The organism is Roseixanthobacter liquoris (assembly GCF_043195135.2).
Taxonomy (GTDB): Bacteria; Pseudomonadota; Alphaproteobacteria; order Rhizobiales; family Xanthobacteraceae; genus NCEH01.
Genome location: NZ_CM195537.1, coordinates 2,992,417 through 3,013,647 on the forward strand (window position 1 = coordinate 2,992,417; position 21,231 = coordinate 3,013,647).

Genomic DNA, 21,231 nt, shown 5'->3' on the forward strand with positions numbered 1-21,231 from the left:
ATGCACGAGATGGCGCTGTGCGAGAGCCTGCGTGCCGCTCTGGAAGATGCGGCACAGGCGCAGAATTTTTCGCGCGTCACGCGGGTACGCTTGGCGATCGGCGCTTTCGCCGGCGTCGAGCCCGAGGCCTTGCGCTTCGGCTTCGATGTCGTGATGCGCGGCTCGCTTGCCGAAGGCGCCGAGCTGGTGATGCTCGAAGAGAGCGGCACCGCCTGGTGCTTCACCTGCGGAACGACGGTGCCGCTCGCCGGGCGGCTCGACCCGTGCCCCGCCTGCGGCGGCGAACGGCTGGTGCCCAACGGCGGTACCGAGATGAAAATCAAAGACCTGGAGGTCGTGTGATGTGCGTCGCCTGCGGTTGTGGATCCGATGCCGTCACCCTGTCCGGTCCCGATGCGGCGCAGCCGGGGCAGGGCGCCCATTCCCATGATGCGGACGCCCCCACGGGGACGCACCATCACAAGCATGCGCACGGGCATTCCCATTCCCACGACCATCCCCACGACGCCGGCGAGCCGGCCCGGCCGCAGCACAGCCACGCGCCCGGCCTTGATGCGCGCCGCATGGTGGAGATCGAGCAGAATATCCTGGCCAAGAACGACGGATTCGCAGCGCAGAACCGGGCCCGGCTCGCGGCGGACGGGGTGTTCGCCCTGAACCTGCTCGCAGGTCCCGGCGCCGGCAAGACGACGCTGCTGGTGGAGACCCTGAAAGCGCTCGCCGGCCGCGTTCCGGCCGCCGTCATCGAGGGCGACCAGCAGACCGCGAACGATGCCGAACGCATTCGCGCCGTGGGTTTTCCCGCGGTCCAGATCAACACCGGAAAGGGCTGCCACCTGGACGCGCACATGGTGGGCCACGCCATGGAGCGGCTGCCGCTCCCGGCCGGCGGCGTGTTGTTCATCGAAAATGTCGGCAATCTGGTGTGTCCCGCGGCGTTCGATCTCGGCGAGGACACGCGCATCACCCTCCTCTCCGTCACAGAGGGCGAGGACAAGCCGCTGAAATATCCGGATATCTTCCAGGGCGCCGATCTGGTGCTGCTCACCAAGGCGGACCTGCTGCCGCATCTCGACGTGGATTTCGACGCCATCGTCGCGAATATCGCGCGCATCAATCCCACGGCCCGCGTGATTACCCTGTCCGCCCGGTCCGGCGCGGGATTTGCGGAATGGCTGGCATGGCTGGAGGACGCCCGGCGGACCCGGCTCGAGGACTTGGCGCGGGCCGCCGAACAGCGGGCGCAGGCGCTGCGCGGCGCCTTTCATACGGCGGCGGAGTAAAGGGGTGAGCACGCGGCCCGCCCTTCTCCTGGTTGATGACGAGCCTCGCTCGGTCGAGGTGATGGCCCGCGTGCTCGGCGAGGAGTTCGAGGTCTTCACCGCCCTCGGCGCGGCCGAGGCGCGGCGCATACTGGAAAGCGAGTGGGTTCAAGCGATCTTCTGCGACCAGCGCATGCCCGAGGTCTCCGGCGTCGCGTTCCTGACCGAAGTGCGTGAGCGCTGGCCGGAAATCGTGCGGGTGATCGTCACCGGCTATACCGAGCCGGAGGATATGATCGGGGCGATCAACGGGGCGGGAATCTACCAATACATCACCAAGCCCTGGCATCCGGACCAGCTGCTTCTGGTGGCGCGCAATGCGGCCCATCTGTTCGCCCTGCAACGCGACCATCATCGTCTCTCGCTGGAATTGAAGCTCGCCGCCCCAGTGGCGCAGGCCCGCCTGGCGGCCCAGCACGAGCGCGTGGCACGGAATTTCCATTTCGATACCTTGATCCGCAGTCCCGAGAGCCCGTTGAACGAGACCTGCCGGCGCGCCGCCCAGGTGGCCGTGTTCGACGTTCCGGTCCTGATCCAGGGCGAGACCGGCACCGGCAAGGAGCTGCTCGCGCGGGCGATCCATTATTCCAGCCTGCGTTCGGAGCGCCCGTTCTTCGCGGTCAATTGCGGGGCGATCCCCGATGAATTGCTGGAATCCGAACTGTTCGGCCACAAGAAGGGCGCTTTCACCGGCGCTCACACCACCCGCATCGGCCTGCTGGACGAGGCGGACGGTGGCACGGTGCTGCTGGATGAGATCGGCGACGTTTCCCCCGCCTTTCAGGTGAAGCTTCTGCGCTTCCTTCAAGAGGGGGAGATCCGGCCCGTTGGCTCCAACGAAGCCAAGCGCGTCAACGTGCGGGTGCTGTCCGCCACCCACCGCGACCTGACGCAGGAGGTCGCGGGCGGGCGCTTCCGCGAGGATCTTTACTACCGCTTGTCCGCCATGGTGCTGATGATGCCGGCCCTGCGCGCGCGACGCGCCGATCTGCGCGTGCTCGCCACCGCCATACTGGATAGCCTGTGCAACCTTCACGGCAAGGTGGTGAAGGGCTTCACCGACGAAGCGCTCGCCTGCATGGAGGCCTATGACTGGCCGGGCAATGTGCGCGAGATGCAGAACGAGGTGCTGCGCATGCTGGTGCTCTCCACCGGCCCCCAGCTGGGCGCCGATCTGCTCTCGCCCCATGTGGTGCGCGCCGCCGCCGCCCCGGAGGGCGTATCCCAGCAGATCGCCTTGCCCGACGGGGGTCTGCCCGACGGCGGGCTGCTTAAGGAGCGTATCGAGCGCATCGAGGCGTCCATCCTCATGGAAACGCTCGTGCGCTGTCGCTGGAACAAGAGCCGGGCGGCCGAGGAACTCGGCCTGTCCCGCGTCGGCCTGCGGGCCAAGATCGACCGCTACGGTATCGCCCGCGGTCGCACCTTCGCGCGCCATTGAGGAGACGAACCCATGTGCCTCGGGATTCCCGGTCGGATCGTCGCCATAGCGGACGCGGACGCGATGCTGGCGATCGTTGATGTTTCCGGCGTCCGCCGCAGCGTGGACGTCGTGTGCGTGGCCGAGCCGGGCGCGCCTCTGGACGCACTGATCGGCGTGTGGGTGCTGGTGCATGTGGGCTTCGCCATGAGCCGCATCGACGAGGCCGAGGCCGCAGCCACGCTGAAGGTGCTCGCCGAGATCGGCGAGATGGATGCGGAGATGGACGCGATGCGCACCGGCAGTGTCGAGCCGGCGTCCACGGGCCGGGCAGGGGGCGATCATGCGTTTCGTCAGTGAATTCCGCGATCCGGCCCTGGCGGCCGGACTGATCCGCGAAATCGACGGGCTCGCGATCCGCCTGGAGCGCGGCCGCACCAATCCCGTGGCTGTCATGGAGGTATGCGGCGGCCACACCCACGCCATCTTCCGGTACGGCCTGGAAGGGCTGCTGCCAGACATCATCGAGTTCGTGCACGGGCCGGGATGTCCGGTCTGCGTGCTGCCCATGGGGCGGGTGGACGATTGCGTCGCCATCGCGGAGCGGCCGGAGGTCATCTTCGCCACCTTCGGCGATGCCATGCGCGTGCCGGGCTCGCGCAAAAGCCTGCTCCAGGCGAAAGCGGATGGCGCCGACGTGCGCATGGTCTATTCGCCGCTCGACGCGCTGGAGCTGGCGCGGCGCAATCCCGGTCGCGAGGTGGTGTTCTTCGGGCTGGGTTTTGAAACCACCATGCCGTCGACCGCCCTCACCGTGCTGCGCGCCGCGCGCGAAGGACTCTCGAATTTCTCCTTGTTCTGCAATCATATCACCATCATTCCCACGCTGCGCGCGCTGCTGGAGCAGCCGGATTTCGGCATCGACGGCTTCATCGGGCCGGGCCATGTCTCCATGGTCATCGGCACGGCGCCCTATCGCTTCATCGCCGAGGAATTCCGCCGCCCGCTGGTGGTGGCGGGGTTCGAGCCCATCGACCTGCTGCAATCCCTGCTGATGGTGCTGCGGCAGCTCGCGGCGGGCGAGGCGCGGATCGAGAATCAATATGCCCGCGTGGTGCCGGACCGCGGCAATCCGGCTGCGCTTGCCGCAGTGGCGCAGGTGTATGAGACCCGCCCCACCTTCGAATGGCGCGGGCTCGGCTCCATTGCCGAATCGGGCGTGCGGCTGCGCGAGCCCTTGGCCCGCTTCGATGCCGAACGGCGCTTCGCCGTGCCGGATGTGAAGGTCGCCGATCCCGCCGCCTGCCGCTGCGGCGAGGTGCTCACCGGCGCCGTGAAGCCCTGGGCCTGCCCGGTCTTCGGCACCAGTTGCACGCCCGAAATGCCGCTCGGCGCGCTGATGGTTTCCTCGGAAGGCGCTTGCGCCGCCTATTATCAGTATGGCGGCATGAAGGGGGCGGCATGAATATTCCTTTTGACCGGCCCGTGCGCCCCCGCCGCCGCGTGACGCAGGCCACCGTGACGCTCGCCCATGGCGGCGGCGGCACGGCCATGCGCGACCTCATCGAGGATGTGTTCCTGGAGACCTTCGCTGGGGCAGGGCACCCCGCGCCGGAAGACCAGGCGCGCTTCGATCTGACCGCATTGGCCAAGCTCGGCGACCGGCTCGCCTTCACGACCGATTCCTTCGTCGTTGACCCGCTGTTCTTCCCCGGCGGAGACATCGGCACCCTCGCCGTCTGCGGCACGGTGAACGATCTCGCCGTCGGCGGCGCACGGCCGGTGGCGCTCTCGTGCGCGGTGATCATCGAGGAGGGATTGCCGGTCGAAACCCTGCGTGCCGTCGTGGCGTCCATGGCGCGCGCGGCGGCGGCGGCCGGCGTCTCCATCGTCACCGGCGATACGAAGGTGGTCGCGCGCGGGGCCTGCGACAAGCTTTTCATCACCACCACCGGCATCGGCGTGGTGCGAACCGGCCTCCATGTGGGCATCGACCGGGCGCGGCCGGGCGACGTGGTGCTGGTGAACGGCCTGCTCGGCGACCACGGGGCGGCCATTCTGAATGCCCGCGGGGATCTCGCGCTTGAGACCACGATCGCGAGCGACTGCGCGCCATTGCACGAGCTTGTCGATGTTCTCGTAACGGCCGCGCCGGGGGTTCGGATGATGCGGGACGCCACGCGCGGCGGTGTTGCGGCCGTGCTCAACGAATTGGCCGAGGCAAGCGCGGTCGGCGTGCGGGTGCGCGAAATGGATCTGCCGATCCGCCCCGAGGTGAACGGCTTTTGCGAGATTCTGGGCCTCGACCCGCTCTATCTTGCCAATGAGGGCAAGCTGGTCGCGGTGGTGCCCGCCGAGGAGGCGGCCGCCGCGCTTTCGGCATGGCGCGTGCATCCGCTGGGGCAGGGGGCTGTCGCCATCGGCACCGTCGTGGCGGAGCGGCCCGGCCGCGTCGTGATGGAAACGCGGTTTGGCGGCGAGCGCATCGTGGACATGCTGGTCGGCGATCAATTGCCCCGGATCTGTTGAGTTTGATGCAAGATGAACCCGTTCTTCAGGAGAGTGGCTTTATGACCCGTCCCGCCTTTCGTGTCCTCGCAATTGCCGGCGCCCTGGCACTGGCTCCTTCCTTGGCCTTCGCCCATACCGGCGTCGGGGCCACCCACGGCTTTGTCCATGGCTTCATGCATCCGGTGACCGGCCTCGATCACGTGCTGGCCATGGTCACGGTCGGGATTCTTGCCTGGCAGATGGGCGGCCGCGCCCTTTGGCTGCTTCCGGCCAGCTTCGTGGCCTTGATGGCGGCCGGCGGCGCCCTGGGCATGGGCGGCTTCGACCTGCCATACGTCGAGACAGGCATCGCCTTGTCGGTGGTCGTTCTCGGAGCCGCCGTGGCGATGGGGGTGAAGGCGCCTCTGGCCTTCGCCATGGGCATTGTCGGCATGTTCGCCGTGTTCCATGGCCACGCCCACGGCGCTGAGATGCCGGAGAATGCCGGCGGCCTGTCCTATGGCCTCGGCTTCATGCTCGGCACCGCGCTGCTGCATCTCGCTGGCCTGGGTCTTGGCTTCGGCATTGGACGGCTCGGCGAAACGTCCGGCCAGGTGTGGGTACGCCGCGCCGGTGCCGCCATCTCCCTCGCGGGCGTGGCGCTATTGACCGGTTCGCTCTGAACGCCGAGCCGAGAGATCAAGGCCGGTGCCGCCGAGAGCGGTACCGGCTTTTTTTTCTGCGCTGAACCGCCGGCGGCGCCCGAGTCAGCGGCCTCCTCAGGCCTCATGTCCCGGGACGCAGGAGGAGATAGTTCGATAATCGACCTTATCAGCCGAGCCGGGGTACAAGGATTTGCATTCCTCTGCGTAGCCACTCCGCAATGCAGAAGGGGGCCGTGCGCTCGTCAAAATACCAGGGGATCGGCGATCACCGCCGCCCTCCTCGACCCCATGACCATATGAGGCACGTTCTTGTCTAGAGCGCATGACTTTTGACAGTCGGGGGTTTTTTCGTCACTCTACCAAGTAGTTCATAGGATTTTAGAGGATTAAAGGCCGTGAATGTTTTAGCCGTCGAAGCCATTCATCCGCATTGGAAGGGACGCCTTCTCCTTTCGACAGCGGACGGAACCGTCGAACACGAACATCACAAAAGCCGCGGGATCTTCACCCAACAAGACGACCGGATCACTGTGCACTGGGAAAAATTCCCGCCTGATGTCTTCGTTGTCACGTCGACGGGCACGCTCGTCCACGAAACAATCAAGCCGCTAAAAGTCGATGACCTGTATAATGTCTCCATCGACGGGCAGACCTTTCTGGTGAGCCGCATCTCAGTTGCCCTGCCAGGCAGCGGCTACGTCGTCGCCATGCGCGCGTGCACCTCCGATATCCCGACCTTCACCCAGGTGTTCACGCGCCACGAGTATGAAAGCGAAAACCTACCTGAGACGGCGCGCACCATCGTCGATCTCGGCGGCAATATCGGCTTAGCTAGCGTTTTCTTCGCCCTAAAGTATCCGAACGCAAAAATCCTCGCCGTCGAGCCAGAAGCCGACAATTTCCGCATGCTTGAGGATAATGTGCGACTTTTGGGCGAACGTATTTCCGCAGTTCGCGCTGCCATCTGGTGCGAGGACGGCGAAATTAACCTGTTCACCGAAGCCGAAGACGGGAGTGCGCTTGGCGCCTGGGGCGTGCAAGTGTCCGCCGAAGCCCGGAAAGGCAGCAGACTGACGCCGTGCTATAAGCTACCGACGCTCATGCAGAAATTTGGCATCGACCATATCGATGTGCTGAAGGTCGACATCGAAGGCGCGGAACTGGAACTTTTCTCTGAAAGCACCGAGGAATGGCTCCACAAGGTCGATCTAATCGTAGCTGAGACGCATGAGCGCTTCCGCCCCGGTTCGCACAGTGCCGTGCTCAAGGCGCTCGCCGCCGACTTCGAACAATTGCCGACTAAGGGCGAAAATCTCTTCTTCCGCCGGCGCGCTAAGGCGACGCCGGAGACGAAACCTTCGGAGGCCATGGCCACTCTGGCCAGTGCTGGCTGATCAGATCAGGCCGGCGGAAGAAATAGCGAAATCGAGCGGCGGCGCAGAAGTGCCCCCGCTTTTGCTTTACGATGGCCACCAGCGGCCATGATCATCGGATACGCGCGCACTTCGACCGTTGAGCAGGTCGCTGGTTTCGAGGCGCAGGAACGCGACCTGGTTGCTGCGGGCGTCGAGAAGCTTTTCCGCGAACAGGCCTCGTCTGTCGCCGCCCGCCAGCAGCTCGAAACCGCCATCGAGTTTGTCCTCGAAGGCGACGTTCTGGTGGTCACGAAGCTCGACCGTCTCGCCCGTTCGGTCGCTCACCTGTCGGAGATCGTCGCCCGCCTGGAGAAGAAAGGCGTCGCGTTGCGCGTCCTGGCGCTGAACCTGGACACGGCGACGCTGACCGGAAAGCTAATTGAACATGCTCGGAGCCGTCGCGCAGTTCGAGCGCGAAATGATGCTGGAACGCCAGCGCGAGGGGATAGCCAAGGCGAAGGGTGAGGGGAAGTATAAGGGCCGCGCTCCGACCGCCCGCGCCAAGGCTGATGAGATCAAGCAGTTCGCCGCCGAAGGCATGACGCGCTCCGCCATCGCCGAGCGGCACAAGATCGGCGTGGCGTCCGTCTATCGGGTTCTCGCCAAATAACGACAGCGCCATTTTCGGTTCCATAATATCTCTTCTGCGATTTTTGTATGGGGCCGAGCCGCCGCCGGGCCATCCCTCGGAAGCCGCGCCTCCGCCTCACGGGCTCAGTCCAAGAGCCCTGCCCCATACCCGGATTTCTGACTTTCATGGCGATGCGCGGCGCCAATCTCCGCGCGGCAATGTGCGCGGGCCGCGGAGCGCCTTAGGCGCGCCACAGCCCCGGGACGCGCCTCACTCTGCGGCGTTGCTGACGCCTGCGCCGACCTGCCTGCCCGGCCTTCCGACGCTGTCATAGCTGAAGCCGAGCGCTGCCATCTCGTCGGCCCGGTAGATATTGCGCAGATCCACCAGCACCGGCTGCGTCATGATCGCCTTGAGCTTCACGAAGTCCAAGGCCCGGAACGCGTCCCATTCCGTGACGATCACGATCGCGTCCGCACCCTGCGCGATGTCATAGGGACCCGTGCCGTATTCCACGGTGGAGGGCAGCACCTTCCTGGCTTCCTCCATCCCCTCCGGATCATAGGCGCGCACCTTCACGCCACGATCCAGAAGCGTGTTCACGATGGCGATCGCCGGGCTTTCGCGCATATCGTCCGTGTTCGGCTTGAACGTCAGCCCGAGCACCGCCACCGTCTTGCCGCGCGGGTCGGCCCCGAGGGCGCGGATCACCTTCTTGCCCACCGCCAGCTTGCGCACGTCGTTCACCGCGACCACCGTCTCGATGATCCGCAGCGGCGTGCCCGCCTGCTGCGCCGTGCGCGTCAGCGCCAGCGTATCCTTCGGAAAGCACGAGCCGCCATAGCCCGGCCCCGCATGCAGGAACTTGCCGCCGATGCGGTTGTCGAGGCCGATCCCGCGGGCGACTTCCTGAACGTTCGCCCCCACCTCCTCGCACAGGTCGGCGATCTCGTTGATGAAGGTGATCTTCATCGCCAGGAACGCGTTCCCGGCATATTTGATCAGCTCCGACGTGCGCCGGCTGGTGAACAGGAGCGGCAGATTGTTCAACGACAACGGCCGGTACACCTGCGCCATCACCTCGCGGGCGCGCGGCTCCTCGCTGCCCACCACGACCCGGTCGGGTCGCTTGAAATCCTCGATCGCGGCGCCCTCGCGCAGGAATTCCGGATTCGAGACGACCGAAATGTCCGCATCCGGGCGCGTCTCACGGATCACCCGCTCCACCTCGTCGCCGGTGCCCACGGGAACGGTCGATTTGGTCACAACCACGGTATATCCGTCCGCCGCCGCCGCGATCTCGCGCGCCGCTGCGTAGACGTAGGACAGGTCCGCATGCCCGTCGCCGCGCCGCGAGGGCGTGCCGACGGCGATGAAAACCGCGTTGGCCTCTTTCACCGCGTCCGTCAGGTCGGTGGCGAAATCCAGCCGGCCCGCCGCCACATTGCGGTGCACAAGCTCGTCCAGCCCGGGCTCGAAGATCGGGATTTCGCCCTTCTCCAGCATCGCGATCTTGCTGGCATCCTTGTCGATGCACGTGACCCGATGCCCGAAATCCGCGAAACACGCTCCGGATACCAGCCCAACGTATCCCGTTCCGATCATCGCAATGCGCATGTGCGCCAAAGTCCCAGTTTCGCCGAATGGTGCCCGTCACTTACAACATCGCGCCGGTTCGCGCGGCGGTGCAGCAAGGACGCGGCGCTTTTCCTTAAACCATCCCACCGCCCAGGCAATCGGGCATGTGAGCGATTACGTTTCGGTACGTCCGCGCCGCCGAGCAGGCATGCGACCGTCGCGCGTGCCGGCCGTCAAGCGATTTCAGACACAAGCGGCCCCTTGGCGAGGACATCGAACGCCTGAAGCGCGCGCAGCAACGGTTCCATATGCCTCAGCGCGATCATGTTCGGGCCGTCCGAGGGGGCATGGTCGGGATCGGGATGAGTCTCGATGAACACCGCCGCCACGCCCACGGCGACCGCTGCGCGCGCAAGCACGGGGACGAATTCGCGCTGTCCGCCGGAGGAGGCGCCCTGCCCTCCGGGCTGCTGCACCGAATGGGTGGCGTCGAATACCACCGGGGCGCCTGTCGCCGCCAGCTCGGGCAAGGCGCGCATGTCCGACACGAGCGTATTGTAGCCGAACGAAACGCCACGCTCGGTCACCAGCACGTTGGGATTGCCGGATTGGGTGAGCTTGGCCACCACATTCTTCATGTCCCAGGGGGCCAGGAACTGGCCCTTCTTCACGTTCACCACCCGGCCGGTCTGCGCGGCGGCGATGAGGAGATCCGTCTGGCGGCAGAGAAAGGCGGGAATCTGGAGAATATCCACCACCTCGGCGAGCGGAGCGCACTGGTCGATCTCGTGCACGTCGGTGAGAACCGGGGCGCCGATGGTTTCGCGAATCTCCGCGAAAATAGGCAGCGCCGCCTTGAGCCCGATGCCGCGTGCGCCCGATATGGAGGTGCGGTTCGCCTTGTCGAACGAGGATTTGAACACCAGGCCCATGCCGAGACGCCTGGTGATCGCCGAAAGCTCCTTCGCCACGTCCAGCACATGATCGCGGCTTTCGATCTGGCAGGGCCCCGCGATCAGCGTGAGCGGTGCCCGATTCGAAATCTTGAGACCGCCGACCTCAACGACCGCGTTCGGGACGATGTCATGGCTCACGCACGTTCTCCTGCACTTGTTTGGCCCGCCCGATCCAGCGGCCGCGTTATGGCACGGTCTGCGGCGCAGAACGAGACCCCGGGCGTGCGGAGGCCGCGGTTTGCATTTCACAATAAACGTCGAAAATATGTGATATGTTTAATTTCCCGCATCCACATTGCAAACGTGGGAAGGGACGATTAGTTTGCAGCCGACAGGATTGGTTTCAGCGCGCGCCCATGGCTCAGGTTTCTCCCGTTCCCGAACTGGTCTCGGGGCTTGTCTCGCTGGCCCTGCGCGCCGGCCGTGTCATTCTCGACATCTATGCCACAGATTTCAGCGTCAGCGAGAAGGCCGACGCCTCGCAGGTGACGCAGGCGGACCGCGATGCCGAGGCTTTGATCCTGGAGGGACTGGCGCGCCTCTATCCCGATATTCCCGTGGTCGCCGAGGAGGAGGCGGCCGCCGGTCGCATCCCGGATGCGGGGACGCGTTTCTTTCTCGTGGATCCCCTCGACGGGACAAGGGAATTCGTTTCCCGCAACGGCGAATTCACGGTCAATATCGCCCTCATCGAGCAGGGCGCGCCGAGCGCGGGGGTGGTCTATGCACCCGCCCTGGGCGTGCTTTATGCCGGGGCGGTCGGCTCCGGCGCCTGGAAGGGCGAGGTGCGTGACGACCGCTTGGCCTCGCTCGCGCCCATCAAGGTGCGCAACGCCCCTGCCCGGCTCTCCGCCATCGGCAGCCGCTCCCACGGCACGGTTGAAACCAGCGACTGGCTCGGCCAATTCCAGGTGGATTCGTTCGTCGCCGCCGGCTCCTCGCTGAAATTCTGCCTCCTGGCGGAGGGCGCGGCGGATCTCTATCCCCGCCTCGGCCGCACGATGGAATGGGATACCGCCGCCGGCGACGCCGTTCTGCGCGCGGCGGGGGGCGTGGTGACCACCATGGACGGCCGCCCGCTCACCTACGGGCGGTGCTTGCAGGCGGGGGAAGCGCCCTTCGCCAATCCCCATTTCGTCGCTTATGGCGATCGCAATCTGGTGCGGCCTTCATCCGCCCGTGCCGGCGGCTAAGCCGCCCTCCAGGCCGGACGGCGGCCGAGACAACAAGGAATGCCGAACGTGTCGCCCAATCGACTGACGCATCTTCAGCGTCTTGAATCGGAATCGATCTTCATCCTGCGCGAGGTCGCGGCTGAATCCCGCAATCCGGTGATGCTCTATTCGATCGGCAAGGATTCGGCGGTGATGCTTCATCTTGCGATGAAGGCCTTCTACCCCTCGAAGCCCCCCTTCCCGCTCCTGCATGTGGATACCACCTGGAAGTTCCGCGAGATGATCGCCTTCCGGGACGAGATGGCGAAGACGCTGGGGTTCGACCTTTTGGTCCATACCAACCAGGAGGGCTTGGCGCAGGGGATCAACCCGTTCGATCACGGATCCTCGCTCTATACCAACGTCATGAAGACCGATGCGCTCAAGGAGGCGCTGACGCAGCATGGCTTCGACGCGGCCTTCGGCGGCGCGCGGCGCGACGAGGAAAAGAGCCGCGCGAAGGAGCGCGTGTTCTCGTTCCGCACCGCCAATCACGGCTGGGACCCAAAGAACCAGCGGCCCGAACTATGGAACCTCTACAACGCCCGGGTAAAGCCGGGAGAATCCATTCGTGTCTTCCCGCTCTCCAATTGGACCGAGCTGGATATCTGGCAATATATATTGGCCGAACGCATTCCCATCGTGCCGCTCTATTTTGCCGCCAAGCGCCCGATTGTCTGGCGCGACGGTCAGATGATCATGGTGGACGATGCGCGCATGCCGCTTTTGCCGGGCGAAACGCCGGAACACCGCATGATCCGCTTCCGCACGCTCGGCTGCTATCCGCTGACGGCCGCCATCGACAGCACGGCGACCACGCTGGAAGACATCGTGCAGGAAATGCTGGTGGCGCGCACCTCCGAGCGGTCCGGCCGGCTGATCGATCATGACGATGCCGCTTCGATGGAAAAGAAGAAGCGCGAGGGCTATTTCTGATGAACGTCGCTCCGCTCACGGAACTGTTCGCAACCGAAGGCAAGAGCCTGCTGCGCTTCCTCACCTGCGGCAGCGTGGATGATGGAAAATCCACGCTCATCGGCCGCCTGCTCTACGACACCAAGCTGCTGTTCGACGATCAGATCGCGACCCTGGCGCAGGATTCACGCAAGCACGGCACCGCCGGTGACGAACTCGACTTCGCATTGCTTGTGGACGGCCTCGCCGCGGAACGCGAACAGGGCATCACCATCGATGTGGCCTATCGCTTCTTCAATACCGAGCGGCGCAAGTTCATCGTCGCCGATACGCCGGGGCATGAGCAATATACCCGCAATATGGCGACCGGGGCCTCCAATTCGGATCTCGCCGTCATCCTCGTTGATGCGCGGCAAGGATTGCTGACCCAGACCCGGCGCCATTCCTTCATCGTCTCGCTGCTCGGCATCCGCCATGTGGTTCTGGCGGTGAACAAGATCGACCTCGTCCAGTTTTCGCAGAGCCGGTTCGAGGAAATCGTCTCCGAATATACCAAGCTGATCGAGCCCCTCGGCTTCGAGACCTTCCAGGCGGTGCCGCTTTCGGCGCGCTATGGCGACAATATCATGGCCCGCAGCGCCAACACGCCCTGGTATCGCGGCCCCGCATTGGTCGAATACCTGGAAAACGTGGACGTCGCCGAGAAGGCGGTCTCGCGCCCATTCCGCCTTCCGGTACAATGGGTTAACCGGCCCAACCTGGATTTTCGCGGGTTTTCCGGCACCATCGTCAGCGGGTCCGTGCGGCCGGGCGACAGCGTCGTGGTCGCCGGTTCCGGCCGCACCACCCACGTCAAATCGATCGTCACCCGCGACGGCGATCTGGCAGAAGCTGTTGCGGGACAAGCGGTTACGGTGACTCTGACCGACGAGGTGGACGTCTCGCGCGGGGACATCCTCGCCGATGCGGTCCATCGGCCGGAGCGGGCGGACCAGTTCGCGGCGCAGATCATCTGGATGCATGATGAACCGCTGCTGCCCGGCCGGCCCTATCTGATCAAGATGGGCACCCGGACCGTCGGCGCCACCTTCACGGAAATAAAGCATAAGGTGGACGTCAATACGTTCCAGAAGCTGGCGGCAAAGACGCTCACGCTGAACGAAGTCGGCGTGGTGAATGTTGCGAGCCGCGACGCCCTTTCTTTCGATGCCTTCGCGGATGTGCCGGAAACCGGTGCCTTTATCGTCATCGACCGGCTGAGCAACCAGACGGTCGGCGCCGGCATGGTCCAGTTCGCGCTGCGGCGGGCCACCAATGTGCATTGGCAGGCGCTCGACGTCTCCAAGGAAGCAAGAGCGACCCTGAAGCATCAGAGACCGGCCGTATTGTGGTTCACCGGTTTGTCGGGATCCGGTAAATCCACCATCGCCTCCCTGGTGGAAAAGAAGCTCTATGCCGCCGGGCGCCACACTTACATGCTCGATGGAGACAATGTCCGCCACGGTCTGAACAAGGACCTTGGTTTTACAGATGCCGACCGGGTGGAAAACATCCGGCGGGTGGCGGAGGTGGCGCGTCTATTTGTGGATGCGGGACTCGTGGTGCTGGTCTCCTTCATCTCGCCATTCAAGGCGGACCGGCAAATGGCCCGGGAGCTTTTGAGCGAGGGCGAGTTTATCGAAGTGTTTGTCGATACGCCGCTGGACATCGCCGAGCAGCGCGATCCGAAGGGATTGTATAAAAAAGCGCGCCAGGGCCTTCTCGCCAATTTTACCGGCATCGACAGCCCCTATGAGACACCGGACTCTCCGGAACTGCGCCTCGCGGGCGGCGAGAAATCGGCGGAGGAATTGGCGGAGCAGGTGTTCAACTATCTCTCCGAACGCAACTACCTGCACCGGGATGAGGATGCGGGGGACTGGACCATCTAGGCCCCATCATACCATCGAGACGCTTCAGCGCTCCCGGTGACGCACGCGGCGCGGAAAATCCTGCCGACGAACGGGGTTTCCTGGCGCTTTTCCGCGCCTCTACGGCCGATGAAGCCGTGATTTCGGGCAGATCGATGCCGGATATCGGCCGAATCCGCGATTTCTGCTGTGTTCCGCGGTATTCGGCGGATATCGCCGACTTGCATCCCTTCGCCGGCCGTTCGCCGACGAGGGGGTTCCCTCGCCCGTCGGCCTTGGTCTAAACCTGACCTGGGCGGCGTGCATGCGGCCCGCTACCAACGGGCCCGATCGCCTTGACCTTCCTGCTGACTTTCCTGGCGCTCGCCATCGAGGCGTGGTTCGGCTATCCGGTCCGCCTGCTGAACCTGATCGGCCACCCCGTCATCTGGATCGGCCGGTTGATTTCCGCCCTCGACCTGGCCTGGAACCGGGCGGAGCTGAGCTTTGCCCGCCGGCGCATGCGGGGCGTGCTGGCGCTGCTGGTGCTGATCGCGAGCGCCGCCATTCCGGCGGCCCTCCTCGCGGATGTGCTCGACCTGTTTCCGGGTGGGGTGATCCTCACCGCGCTCGTCGGCTCGTCCCTGCTGGCCCGCCGTTCGCTGCACGAGCATGTGGCGGCGGTCGCCGAGGCGCTGGAGGTCCACGGGCTCGAAGCGGGGCGCGCCACGGTCTCGCGCATCGTGGGGCGCGATCCGGCCCAGCTCGATGAGGCGGGCGTCACCCGGGCGGCCATCGAAAGCCTGGCGGAGAATTTCTCCGACGGCGTCGTGGCCCCTGCCTTCTGGATGGCCATGGCCGGCCTGCCCGGCATCGCGGCCTACAAGGCCATCAATACCGCGGACAGCATGATCGGCCATCGCACGCCGCGCCACGAGGCGTTCGGCTGGGCCTCGGCGCGGCTCGACGATCTGGTGAATCTCCCCGCCTCGCGCCTCTCCGGCCTGCTGATCATCGCCGCCGCCGTCTTCATGCAAGGCGCATCGCCGGCGGGGGCCTGGCGCGCGGTGCGGCGCGATGCCGGCAAGCACCGCTCGCCCAATGCCGGATGGCCGGAAGCGGCCATGGCCGGCGCCCTCGGCATCGCCATTGCGGGCCCGCGCACCTATGCCGGCGTGCCCGCCGACCTGCCCTTCATGGGCGACGGCCGGCGCGAGATCGATGCCGCCGACATCCGCTCCGCCCTCCATCTCTACCGGATCGCGAGCCGCCTCCTCATGGGCCTCGCCTTGTTCTGCGCCGTGCTGGTGGTCATCGCGCGAGGCTGAGCAGAAGGTCGAGGTCCAGGTGGGCTTCCAGATGCGCGGCGAGCGCATCCAGGGTCTCGTCCACCTGCGCCTCGTATGAGATTTGCGGCGCGCCGGCGCCCAGCGCGGCGAGCCAGGCAGCGCGCTGGGCATCGTGCGCAAACAGGCCATGCACATAGCTGCCCATGATACGCCCGTCTGCGGAGGTGGCGCCGTCCGCGTCGCCGGTCGAGAGGCGCGAGAAAGGCCGGGCGGTGTCCGCGCCCGTGGTCTCGCCCATGTGCATCTCATAGCCGGCGAAGGGCGCCTGAAGGCAGGACTGCCCGGCCACGGCGACCAGACGCTTCTCGCCCGCGAGCACCGTTTCCACATTCAGCAGCCCGAGCCCCGCGGCGCGGCCCGGCGGACCCTCGATGCCGTCGGGATCGGCCACCCACCGCCCGAGCATCTGGTAGCCGCCACACAGGCCCAGAACCCGCCCGCCGCGCCGGGCATGGGCGATGATGTCGTGATGCAGCCCGCTGGATTTCAGCGCCGCGAGATCGGAGATCGTCGCCTTCGAGCCGATCAGCAGCACGAGGTCGGTGTCCACCGGCAGGCTGTCGCCCGGCCGCAGGCGCACCACCTCCACCGCCGGCTCCGCATCCAGGGGGTCGAGATCGTCGAAATTGGAGACATGGGGCAGGATCGGCACCGCGATCCGCACCTTGGCGTTGGGCTTTGCCGGCGGCGGCCCCTGGAGCGCCAGCGCATCTTCCGCCGGCAGGCGCGCGGCGGCGGGGAAATGCGGGATGAGGCCGAGCGCGGCCCAGCCGGTATGCTGCGCCACCAACGCCATGCCGTCGGCGAACAAGGCGGGATCGCCCCGGAACTTGTTCACCACGAAGCCGGCGATCAGCGCGGCATCCTCGGCGGCCAGCACCGTCTTGGTGCCGACGAGGCTCGCGATGACGCCGCCCCGGTCGATGTCGCCGATCAGCACCACCGGCACGTCGGCGGCACGGGCGAAGCCCATGTTGGCGATGTCGTTGCGCCGAAGATTGACTTCGGAGGCGCTGCCCGCCCCTTCCACCAGCACGAGGTCGGCCTCGCCCTTCAGCCGCGCGAAGCTCTCCAGCACGGCGGGCATGAGACTCTGCTTCAGGCCCTGGTAGGCGCTGGCCTTGGCGGTGGTGAGGACCCTGCCCTGCACCACAACCTGCGCGCCGACTTCGCTCTGCGGCTTCAGCAGCACCGGGTTCATGTTCACGCTCAAGGCCACCCGCGCGGCCCGGGCCTGAAGCGCCTGCGCGCGGCCGATCTCGCCGCCGTCGGCGGTCACGGCGGCATTGTTCGACATGTTCTGCGGCTTGAACGGTCGCACGCTCAGGCCGCGATTGGCGAAGGCGCGGGCAAGGCCGGCCACCAGCAGGCTCTTGCCCACGTCCGAGCCGGTGCCCTGGAACATCAGCGCTCGGGCGGCCATCAGAATTCGATGCCGGCCTGCGCCTTCACGCCGGCGGAGAAATGATGCTTCACCAAGCCCATCTCGGTCACGAGGTCGGCGGCTTCCAGAAGCTCCGGCTTGGCGTTGCGGCCGGTGACGACGACATGCAGGTCGCCCCGGCGGGCTTTCAGCGTCGCCACCACGTCGGCAAGGTCGAGATAGCCGTAGCGCAGGGCGATGTTCAGTTCGTCCAGCACGATCAGGGAGAGGGTTTCGTCGGCGAGCAGTTCGCGGGCCTTGTCGAACGCGCGGGCGGCGGCGGCGGTGTCGCGGGCGAGGTCCTGCGTCTCCCAGGTGAAGCCCTCGCCCATTGTGTGCCAGCGCACGCGATCGCCGAAGGCGGCGAAGGCGTCCTTCTCGCCGGTGTGCCAGGCGCCCTTGATGAATTGCACGACGCCCACTTTGCGGCCATAGCCGAGCATGCGCAGCGCCAGCCCGAAGGCCGCCGTGCTCTTGCCCTTGCCCGGCCCGGTGTGGACGATCAGCAAGCCCTTCTCCACGGTCTTCCCGGCCACCTCGGCGTCCTGCACCGCCTTGCGCTTGGCCATTTTTTCCCGATGGCGGGCGGCCTCGGCCGCGTCGGGGCCGGTTTCGGTTTCATCGCTCATCGAGGCGTGTCCTTCACGATCATCGGCAGCCCGGCCACCATGAAGATCACTTCATGGGCCAGGGCGGCCATGCGCTGGTTGAGCCGGCCGGCGGCGTCGCGAAACCGGCGGGCGAGGGCATTGTCCGGCACGATGCCGAGCCCCACTTCGTTGGCCACCATCACGCTGAGCCCGGCGCGGGCGGTGATCGCCGCGACGAGGCGATCTTCCTCCGCTGCGAGATCGTGTTCGGCCAGCATATGGTTGGTGAGCCACAAGGTGAGGCAATCCAGCAGCAGCGGCGTGTCGGGCGGCAGGACCCGGACGAGATCGGCGGCATCGAACGGCGCGTCGTGGGAGATCCAGCGCGCATCGCGCCGCGCCTGGTGCAGGCGGATGCGCTCGCTCATTTCGGCGTCGAAGGCCTGGGCCGTCGCCACATAAGCGAAGGGCGGCGCGGCCGCTTCCACCCGCTGCTCGGCATAGCGGCTCTTGCCCGAACGCGCGCCGCCGAGCACCAGCACGATCCGCCCCCGCGCATCGGCGATGATCGCGCTCAAGCCGAAACCTCGAAGCGCTCAGAGCAACGGAAACGCGGCGCCCTGGCCGCCGTGGGCCGACCGAACATCAAACCCTCTCCCTGGCCCTCCCACCGAGAGCCGGCACGTGGCGCCCGATGAACGGGCTTGGCGTCTTCGGCAGGTCTCCTGGCTCGCGGATCCGTGCGCCCCCGCCCTTCCCGAGGCTGGCCTCAGTGGTTCGCGGGTTTGCTCTCCGCCGACAGTTGCGGGGGCAGCCGCGGCATAAGGAGAAAACCTCCCGCACCGCGTTCCCTTTTGATCCCGAAGGAACCGACGACGCGCCGACTATAAGGCCACCGCCCGGCGTCGCAACCGCCCGCCCCTCGATCTCAGCTTCTGGCTTTCGCAACCAGCGTCGAGGTGGATTGGCCGGGCGTGAGATCGGCGAGCACCAGCTTTCCGCCATTGGCGATGACGATATCGGCGCCGACCACATCCTCGGGCTTGTAGTCCGCCCCCTTCACCAGCACGTCCGGCAGCAGGGCCGTGATGATTTCCAGCGGCGTGTCCTCCTCGAACAGGACCACCAGATCCACGCAGCGCATGGCGCCGATCACCCGCGCGCGCGCCGCCTCATCCTGGAGCGGACGGGTCGGCCCCTTCAGGCGGCGCACCGAGGCGTCGGTGTTGAGCCCCACCACCAGCCGGTCGCCCTGGGCTGCCGCCGCTTCCAGCATGCCCACATGGCCGGGATGCAGCAGATCGAAACAGCCGTTGGTGAAGACGATGCGCGCCCCGCTCGCCCGCCAGCGGTCGATGATGGCGCGCGCCTTGTCCCGCGCCACCAGGGCGCCCGCCGGCTCCAGCTGCGGCACCGAGCGATGCAGGGCGGCGGTGAGTTCCGCGCGCGTCACCACCGCCGTGCCCAGCTTGGCGACCGCGATGGCGGCGGCGGCATTGGCGACCGGAACGCTCGCTTCCAGGGCGAGGCCGCAGGCCAGCGACAAGGCGAGCGCGGCCAGCGCCGTATCGCCGGCGCCGGACACATCGAACACCTCGCGCGCCTCGGCCGGCACATGGAGCACGGTGCCGTTGCGGCGCCAGAGCGTCATGCCCTTTTCCGCCCGCGTCACCAGCACATCACCGCCGAACTGGGCGCTCGCCGCCTGTGCCGCATGCTCGGCGTCGGAATCGGTCTCGTCCGGCAGGCCGGTGGCCTCGCTCAATTCGCGCCGGTTGGGCGTCACCAAAGTCGCGCCGCGATAGGCCTCGAAGGTGCGGCGCTTGGGATCGACGATCACCGGCACACCGAGCGTCCGCGCCTCGGCCAGCACGGCGGCGACGACACGGTCGCCGAGCACGCCCTTGGCATAATCGGAGAGCACCACCACCCGGCAGCCGGCCATGGCGCGGCTTGCGGCGGCGATCAAGGCGTCCTCCACGGCGGCGGACGGCGGGGAAGACATCTCGGCATCGATGCGGACGATCTGCTGGCGCCCGCTCATCACCCGCGTCTTGGTGACGGTGGGGCGGGTGGCATCGACGACCAGGCCGGAGAGATCAATCAGCGCATAGGGGCCGAGCGCGGCGCGCAGCTGGTCGGCCTCCCCATCGGCCCCGACGAGCCCGACAAGGCGGATCGGCGCGCCCATGGCGGCGGCATTGGCGGCGACATTCGCCGCCCCGCCCGGCACGATGCGTTCCGCGCCATGCAGGAGGACGGGCACCGGCGCCTCGGGCGAGATGCGCGAAACCGAGCCGAGGATGTAGCGATCCACCATGACATCGCCGATGACGGCGAGCGGACCGGGCTTGGTATCAGGGAGCATGGTGCCGGTATCCTGGGACAAGATCAGCCGTTGGGTCGTGCAAGGTCCCGGGCATCAGGCGGAATTGCGGCCGCGCAAATGCTCGGTGACATAGATCCGCACGCCGTCCTCCAGCGAGGTGAACGGGCGGGTAAAGCCTGCGGCGCGCAGTTTCGAGACGTCCGCCTGGGTGAAATATTGATACGCGTTGCGGATGGAAACCGGCATATCGACATAGGTGATGCGCGGATCCTTGCCGGCCGCCGCGAACACGGCTTTTGCGAGATCCGCGAAGCTGCGGGCCTGCCCGGTGCCGACATTGAAGATGCCGCTCGCGGTGGGCGTCTCCAGCAGCCAGCGCACGACCGCGACGCAATCGCCCACATAGACGAAATCCCGCAGCTGCCCGCCGTCCTCATATCCCGGATCATGGGATTTGAAGAGCGTTACAGGCTCGCCCAGCGCTGCGGTCGGATAGATCTTGTGGACCACCGAGCGCATGTCGTCCTTATGGGCCTCGCCCGGACCATAGACATTGAAGAAGCGCAGGCCCGCCCATTGCGGCGGCACCGGCCGGCCGGCCGCGACGTCCGCCGCGAACCGGCGGTCCGCCATCAGCTTGCTCCAGCCATAGGCGTTGAGCGGCGAGAGGCGGTCGAGCGCGGCGGCGCCCTCCTCGTCCCGGAAGCCGTCCGTGCCGTCGCCATAGGTGGCGGCGGACGAGGCATAGATGAAGCGGATGCCCTTGCGGGCGCACTGGTCCCACAGGTCCAGCGTCGGGCGGATGTTGCGGGCGACGATCTTGTCGCCGTCCCGCTCCGTAGTCGCGGAAATCGCGCCCATGTGGACGATCGCGCCCAGCCGCCCGCCCTCGCGCTCCACGAAGGCGGGCACCGCCTCCGGCCGGATCACGTCATCGAGCAGGATGTCGCGCAGATTGAGCCATTTGGGGCCGTCCTCCAGCCAGTCGGCGACCACCACCCGCCAGCCGTCGACGGCAAACGCGCGGGCGATGTTCGAGCCGATGAAGCCGGCGCCCCCGGTGACGAGGATCGTATCGCGGGCGGAACGGGCGGTGCGGATCATT

At 66.5% G+C, this 21,231-nt stretch carries 19 protein-coding genes, 1 pseudogene and 1 riboswitch; of the genes and pseudogenes, 13 read left to right on the forward strand and 7 right to left on the reverse strand.

Annotated elements, in window-relative coordinates; translation table 11 throughout:
* From hypA to V5F84_RS13435, 9 genes and pseudogenes are all read left to right on the forward strand, one after another.
* Nucleotides 1–342, forward strand: coding sequence for a hydrogenase maturation nickel metallochaperone HypA (gene hypA / locus V5F84_RS13395; RefSeq protein ID WP_394043396.1), 342 nt, complete (start codon nucleotides 1–3; stop codon nucleotides 340–342).
* Complete coding sequence (gene hypB / locus V5F84_RS13400) at nucleotides 342–1,283, forward strand: hydrogenase nickel incorporation protein HypB (RefSeq protein ID WP_394043395.1); 942 nt, start codon at nucleotides 342–344, stop codon at nucleotides 1,281–1,283. Before hypA ends, hypB begins: the two co-directional genes overlap by 1 nt.
* A gap of 4 nt (nucleotides 1,284–1,287) precedes the next feature.
* Nucleotides 1,288–2,763 (forward strand): sigma-54-dependent transcriptional regulator, encoded by a 1,476-nt coding sequence (locus tag V5F84_RS13405; RefSeq protein ID WP_394043394.1) that lies wholly within the window; start codon nucleotides 1,288–1,290, stop codon nucleotides 2,761–2,763.
* A gap of 12 nt (nucleotides 2,764–2,775) precedes the next feature.
* Nucleotides 2,776–3,102 carry a HypC/HybG/HupF family hydrogenase formation chaperone gene (locus tag V5F84_RS13410; protein ID WP_394043393.1) on the forward strand — a complete coding sequence of 109 codons (327 nt, stop codon included), beginning with the start codon at nucleotides 2,776–2,778 and terminating at the stop codon, nucleotides 3,100–3,102.
* The gene (hypD, locus tag V5F84_RS13415) at nucleotides 3,086–4,207 is read left to right on the forward strand and encodes a hydrogenase formation protein HypD (RefSeq protein WP_394043392.1); all 1,122 of its coding nucleotides are present in this window, start codon (nucleotides 3,086–3,088) and stop codon (nucleotides 4,205–4,207) included. The genes V5F84_RS13410 and hypD overlap by 17 nt, the downstream gene beginning before the upstream one ends.
* Nucleotides 4,204–5,271 carry a hydrogenase expression/formation protein HypE gene (gene hypE, locus V5F84_RS13420; protein ID WP_394043391.1) on the forward strand — a complete coding sequence of 356 codons (1,068 nt, stop codon included), beginning with the start codon at nucleotides 4,204–4,206 and terminating at the stop codon, nucleotides 5,269–5,271. Before hypD ends, hypE begins: the two co-directional genes overlap by 4 nt.
* 41 nt (nucleotides 5,272–5,312) lie before the next feature.
* Entirely contained in the window at nucleotides 5,313–5,915 is a 603-nt protein-coding gene (locus tag V5F84_RS13425) for a HupE/UreJ family protein (RefSeq protein WP_394043390.1), read from the forward strand.
* A 377-nt stretch (nucleotides 5,916–6,292) separates the two neighbouring features.
* The gene (locus V5F84_RS13430; RefSeq protein WP_394043389.1) at nucleotides 6,293–7,291 is read left to right on the forward strand and encodes an FkbM family methyltransferase; all 999 of its coding nucleotides are present in this window, start codon (nucleotides 6,293–6,295) and stop codon (nucleotides 7,289–7,291) included.
* An 87-nt stretch (nucleotides 7,292–7,378) separates the two neighbouring features.
* A pseudogene (locus tag V5F84_RS13435) lies at nucleotides 7,379–7,922 on the forward strand (recombinase family protein).
* 231 nt (nucleotides 7,923–8,153) lie between these two features.
* On the opposite strand, the gene V5F84_RS13440 reads toward V5F84_RS13435, so the two are convergent.
* Nucleotides 8,154–9,500: a UDP-glucose dehydrogenase family protein gene (locus V5F84_RS13440; RefSeq protein ID WP_394043388.1), complete on the reverse strand. Its 1,347-nt coding sequence runs from the start codon at nucleotides 9,498–9,500 to the stop codon at nucleotides 8,154–8,156.
* 194 nt (nucleotides 9,501–9,694) lie between these two features.
* Nucleotides 9,695–10,555: a 3-deoxy-8-phosphooctulonate synthase gene (gene kdsA, locus V5F84_RS13445; RefSeq protein WP_394043387.1), complete on the reverse strand. Its 861-nt coding sequence runs from the start codon at nucleotides 10,553–10,555 to the stop codon at nucleotides 9,695–9,697.
* Nucleotides 10,556–10,773: 218 nt separating this feature from the next.
* Here kdsA and cysQ point away from each other — a divergent pair, with 218 nt between their 5' ends.
* From cysQ to cbiB, 4 genes are all read left to right on the forward strand, one after another.
* Nucleotides 10,774–11,610 carry a 3'(2'),5'-bisphosphate nucleotidase CysQ gene (cysQ, locus tag V5F84_RS13450; RefSeq protein WP_394043386.1) on the forward strand — a complete coding sequence of 279 codons (837 nt, stop codon included), beginning with the start codon at nucleotides 10,774–10,776 and terminating at the stop codon, nucleotides 11,608–11,610.
* 39 nt (nucleotides 11,611–11,649) lie between these two features.
* A complete protein-coding gene (gene cysD / locus V5F84_RS13455) occupies nucleotides 11,650–12,567 on the forward strand; it encodes a sulfate adenylyltransferase subunit CysD (RefSeq protein WP_394043385.1) in 918 nt (305 codons plus the stop codon).
* Nucleotides 12,567–14,477, forward strand: a complete 1,911-nt coding sequence (gene cysN, locus V5F84_RS13460) for a sulfate adenylyltransferase subunit CysN (RefSeq protein ID WP_394043384.1) — start codon at nucleotides 12,567–12,569, stop codon at nucleotides 14,475–14,477. Before cysD ends, cysN begins: the two co-directional genes overlap by 1 nt.
* Before the next feature lie 314 nt (nucleotides 14,478–14,791).
* Nucleotides 14,792–15,763, forward strand: a complete 972-nt coding sequence (gene cbiB / locus V5F84_RS13465) for an adenosylcobinamide-phosphate synthase CbiB (RefSeq protein ID WP_394043383.1) — start codon at nucleotides 14,792–14,794, stop codon at nucleotides 15,761–15,763.
* On the opposite strand, the gene V5F84_RS13470 is transcribed toward cbiB, so the two are convergent.
* From V5F84_RS13470 to rfaD, 5 genes are all read right to left on the reverse strand, one after another.
* A complete protein-coding gene (locus tag V5F84_RS13470) occupies nucleotides 15,747–17,207 on the reverse strand; it encodes a cobyric acid synthase (protein ID WP_394043382.1) in 1,461 nt (486 codons plus the stop codon). The two genes, cbiB and V5F84_RS13470, sit on opposite strands and share 17 nt — an antisense overlap.
* Entirely contained in the window at nucleotides 17,207–17,836 is a 630-nt protein-coding gene (gene cobO / locus V5F84_RS13475; RefSeq protein WP_394043381.1) for a cob(I)yrinic acid a,c-diamide adenosyltransferase, read from the reverse strand. The genes V5F84_RS13470 and cobO overlap by 1 nt, the downstream gene beginning before the upstream one ends.
* Complete coding sequence (cobU, locus tag V5F84_RS13480; protein ID WP_394043380.1) at nucleotides 17,833–18,375, reverse strand: bifunctional adenosylcobinamide kinase/adenosylcobinamide-phosphate guanylyltransferase; 543 nt, start codon at nucleotides 18,373–18,375, stop codon at nucleotides 17,833–17,835. The genes cobO and cobU overlap by 4 nt, the downstream gene beginning before the upstream one ends.
* Before the next feature lie 120 nt (nucleotides 18,376–18,495).
* Nucleotides 18,496–18,686, reverse strand: a riboswitch (cobalamin riboswitch).
* 39 nt (nucleotides 18,687–18,725) lie between these two features.
* Nucleotides 18,726–20,165, reverse strand: coding sequence for a D-glycero-beta-D-manno-heptose-7-phosphate kinase (gene rfaE1, locus V5F84_RS13485; RefSeq protein ID WP_394043379.1), 1,440 nt, complete (start codon nucleotides 20,163–20,165; stop codon nucleotides 18,726–18,728).
* Between the two features lie 54 nt (nucleotides 20,166–20,219).
* Nucleotides 20,220–21,230 carry an ADP-glyceromanno-heptose 6-epimerase gene (rfaD, locus tag V5F84_RS13490; RefSeq protein ID WP_394043378.1) on the reverse strand — a complete coding sequence of 337 codons (1,011 nt, stop codon included), beginning with the start codon at nucleotides 21,228–21,230 and terminating at the stop codon, nucleotides 20,220–20,222.
* Nucleotide 21,231: the final 1 nt, after the last annotated feature.

Excerpts from the sequence above, each read along its gene's own strand:
- hypE (WP_394043391.1), top strand. The coding sequence starts at position 4,204 with ATGAATATTCCTTTTGACCGGCCCGTGCGCCCCCGCCGCCGCGTGACG.
- V5F84_RS13440 (WP_394043388.1), bottom strand. The coding sequence starts at position 9,500 with ATGCGCATTGCGATGATCGGAACGGGATACGTTGGGCTGGTATCCGGA.
- cobO (WP_394043381.1), bottom strand. The coding sequence starts at position 17,836 with ATGAGCGATGAAACCGAAACCGGCCCCGACGCGGCCGAGGCCGCCCGC.
- rfaD (WP_394043378.1), bottom strand. The coding sequence starts at position 21,230 with ATGATCCGCACCGCCCGTTCCGCCCGCGATACGATCCTCGTCACCGGG.
- hypB (WP_394043395.1), top strand. The coding sequence starts at position 342 with ATGTGCGTCGCCTGCGGTTGTGGATCCGATGCCGTCACCCTGTCCGGT.
- V5F84_RS13410 (WP_394043393.1), top strand. The coding sequence starts at position 2,776 with ATGTGCCTCGGGATTCCCGGTCGGATCGTCGCCATAGCGGACGCGGAC.
- cysD (WP_394043385.1), top strand. The coding sequence starts at position 11,650 with ATGCCGAACGTGTCGCCCAATCGACTGACGCATCTTCAGCGTCTTGAA.
- hypD (WP_394043392.1), top strand. The coding sequence starts at position 3,086 with ATGCGTTTCGTCAGTGAATTCCGCGATCCGGCCCTGGCGGCCGGACTG.
- V5F84_RS13425 (WP_394043390.1), top strand. The coding sequence starts at position 5,313 with ATGACCCGTCCCGCCTTTCGTGTCCTCGCAATTGCCGGCGCCCTGGCA.
- cysN (WP_394043384.1), top strand. The coding sequence starts at position 12,567 with ATGAACGTCGCTCCGCTCACGGAACTGTTCGCAACCGAAGGCAAGAGC.
- rfaE1 (WP_394043379.1), bottom strand. The coding sequence starts at position 20,165 with ATGCTCCCTGATACCAAGCCCGGTCCGCTCGCCGTCATCGGCGATGTC.
- V5F84_RS13470 (WP_394043382.1), bottom strand. The coding sequence starts at position 17,207 with ATGGCCGCCCGAGCGCTGATGTTCCAGGGCACCGGCTCGGACGTGGGC.
- hypA (WP_394043396.1), top strand. The coding sequence starts at position 1 with ATGCACGAGATGGCGCTGTGCGAGAGCCTGCGTGCCGCTCTGGAAGAT.
- cysQ (WP_394043386.1), top strand. The coding sequence starts at position 10,774 with ATGGCTCAGGTTTCTCCCGTTCCCGAACTGGTCTCGGGGCTTGTCTCG.